This window comes from Monashia sp. HAY1-5C, from assembly GCF_056755255.1.
The window spans coordinates 1-2,661 of sequence record NZ_JBPGXG010000241.1; the positions used below are offsets into that span (position 1 = coordinate 1).

General features: G+C 71.3%; 4 protein-coding genes. 3 read left to right on the forward strand and 1 reads right to left on the reverse strand.

Annotation, left to right across the window (positions count from 1 at the left end):
- Window positions 1-17 precede the first annotated feature (17 nt).
- The gene (locus tag ACR9ZK_RS21265) at window positions 18-161 is read left to right on the forward strand and encodes a hypothetical protein (protein ID WP_481343960.1); all 144 of its coding nucleotides are present in this window, start codon (window positions 18-20) and stop codon (window positions 159-161) included.
- 45 nt (window positions 162-206) lie between these two features.
- Here ACR9ZK_RS21265 and ACR9ZK_RS21270 read toward each other — a convergent pair whose 3' ends face one another.
- The gene (locus ACR9ZK_RS21270; protein WP_481343957.1) at window positions 207-338 is read right to left on the reverse strand and encodes a hypothetical protein; all 132 of its coding nucleotides are present in this window, start codon (window positions 336-338) and stop codon (window positions 207-209) included.
- Window positions 339-495: 157 nt separating this feature from the next.
- Here ACR9ZK_RS21270 and ACR9ZK_RS21275 point away from each other — a divergent pair, with 157 nt between their 5' ends.
- Complete coding sequence (locus ACR9ZK_RS21275; protein WP_481343958.1) at window positions 496-1,725, forward strand: deoxyguanosinetriphosphate triphosphohydrolase; 1,230 nt, start codon at window positions 496-498, stop codon at window positions 1,723-1,725.
- A gap of 50 nt (window positions 1,726-1,775) precedes the next feature.
- The coding region (dnaG, locus tag ACR9ZK_RS21280; RefSeq protein WP_481343959.1) for a DNA primase at window positions 1,776-2,661 on the forward strand (886 nt) is incomplete at its 3' end.

The window sequence follows — 2,661 nt, forward strand, 5'->3', positions numbered from 1 at the left end:
AGCTCGCGACGAACTGGGTGGTCACCGCCAAGCAGGAGGCGACGCGCGACAAGCGGATGGCCGAGCTCGTCGACGACTGTGCCCACGGCCGCCTGATCAAGTCCCAGCGCTACGGCACCGAACCCGCGTGGGTGCGCCGGATGCGGGCCGAGCTCGGTTGACGACGGCGTAGCGCTGGTCGGACCGGGCCGGCCAGCGCCACACCTTCAGCGTTTGCCCTTGGCCGGGATGATCTCGGTGTGGTTCTTGGCCGCGGCCTTGGCGTGCTTGTCGGCCCGCTTCTCCTTGAGCGTCTTGGCCTTCGTGGACATGTGGGACTTCGGTGACTTGTCACCCATGGTGCGCTCCTGAGGTCTGAAGCCTGATCGGCTCCATCACCCAGTATGCCGGTCGCCCCGGCGCACTGACGAGGGCCCGTGCACGGGGTTCACGCCAGGTCCGGCCCGGCGACACCGGCCTTGCTGGTGGCGAGGCGCTTGCGCCTACAGTTCCGGTGTGGGCTACGAGGGGCGGGACCGGGAGCGCTGGGTGGCGGAGGACCCTGCCCAGAAGCGCGCGGACCGCGACGACTTCGCCCGCGACCGGGCGCGCGTCGTGCACTCGTCGGCGCTGCGGCGCCTCGCGGCCAAGACCCAGGTGCTGGCCCCGGCCCACGACGACTTCGTCCGCAACCGCCTCACCCACTCCCTCGAGGTCGCGCAGATCGGTCGCGAGTTCGGGGCCGCCCTCGGCTGCAACGCTGACGTCGTCGACACCGCGTGTCTGTCGCACGACCTCGGGCACCCGCCCTTCGGCCACAACGGTGAGACCATCCTGGACGAGATCGCCTCCGCCATCGGTGGTTTCGAGGGAAACGCCCAGACGCTGCGGCTGCTCACGCGAATCGAGGCCAAGCGGTCCCACCCCGACGGCACGCCCGCCGGCCTCAACCTGACCCGGGCGAGCCTCGATGCCACGACGAAGTACCCTTGGCGTCGCGGTGACGGGCCCCACCCCACAACCAAGTTCGGCGTGTATGACTCGGACCTGCCTGTGTACCAGTGGATCCGCGAGGGCGCCGACGCCCGACGCCGGTGCCTCGAGGCCGAGGTCATGGACTGGTCCGACGACGTGGCGTACTCGGTGCACGACGTCGAGGACGCCGTGGCGTCCGGCTGGCTGGACCCGCGGGTGCTGCGCTCGCAGGACATGGCCGGTGTGCTCGAGGTCGCGGGGCGCACCTACGCGCCGGACCTCGGTCCGGACGTCCTCGGGGCCGCCCTGGAACGGCTGCTGGCCTCGGGCGCCGTGCCGTCCTCCTTCGACGGCTCCCGCGGTGACCTCGCCCGGCTCAAGGACCTGACGAGCCGTCTCATCGGGCACTTCGTCCTCGTCGTCGAGCAGGCGACCCGCGAACGGCACGGGCCCGGGCCCCTGTGCCGGTACGAGGCCGACCTCGTCGTGCCGGACGACCTCCGGGCCGAGTGCTCGGTGCTCAAGGCGATCGCCAACCACTTCGTCATGGCGACCGACGCCCGCCTGGCCGTCATGGCCGAACAGCGCGACGTCGTCCGCGACCTCGTGGCCGGGTTCGCCGCGCGTCCCGAGGAGCGGCTCGACGCGCCCTTCCGCGCCGACCATGCGGCCGCCACCGACGACGCGGCACGGTTGCGCGTCGTCGTCGACCAGGTCGCCTCGCTCACCGACGTCCGGGCCCTCGGTCTGCACAGGCAGTGGTGCCCCTGACCGGCGGGATCGGCCCGACGACCTAGAATCACCGCAGCGACAGGAGGCAGATGGCGGGGCTGATCAACAGCGAGGACATCGCGACGGTGAAGGCGCGCACGTCCATCGAGGACGTCGTGCGCGAGTACGTCACCCTGCGGTCTGCCGGCCCCGGGTCCTTCAAGGGCCTGTGCCCCTTCCACGACGAGAAGACGCCCTCCTTCACCATCCGCCCCGCCGTCGGCGCCTGGCACTGCTTCGGCTGCGGCGAGGGCGGCGACGTCCTCTCGTTCGTCCAGAAGGTCGACCACCTGACCTTCGCCGAGGCCGTCGAGCGGCTCGCACAGAAGCTCGGCATGGAGCTGCGCTACGAGGACGGCGGCTCCCGCCCCCGCGAGGAGGGCCTCGGTCGACGCGCCCGACTCGTCGAGGCGCACCGCGTCGCGCAGGAGTTCTACGCCGACGCGCTCATCAACCTCCCCGCCGCCCGGGCCGGTCGCGACTTCATGCGCGCCCGCGGCTTCGACGGCGCGGTCGCCAAGCACTTCGGCGTCGGGTTCGCGCCGCGTGGGGGAGAGGACCTCGTGCGACACCTGCGCTCGAAGGGGTTCACCGACGACGAGATCGTCGCCGGCGGCCTCGCCGGTCGTGGCTCGCGGGGTCTCTACGACCGCTTCCGCGGGCGGCTCGTCTGGCCCATCCGTGACATCACCGGCGACACCATCGGCTTCGGCGCCCGGCGGCTCTTCGACGACGACCGCATCGAGGCCAAGTACCTCAACACGAGCGAGACGCCGATCTACAAGAAGTCGACCGTCCTCTACGGCCTCGACCTCGCCAAGAAGTCGATCTCCACGGAGCGCCGCGCCGTCGTCGTGGAGGGCTACACCGATGTCATGGCATGTCACCTCGCCGGGGTCGAGAACGCCGTCGCGACCTGCGGCACCGCCTTCGGGT

Bases quoted from the DNA above. Each gene is read 5' to 3' on its own strand.
- ACR9ZK_RS21270 (WP_481343957.1), bottom strand. From the start codon at position 338: ATGGGTGACAAGTCACCGAAGTCCCACATGTCCACGAAGGCCAAGACG.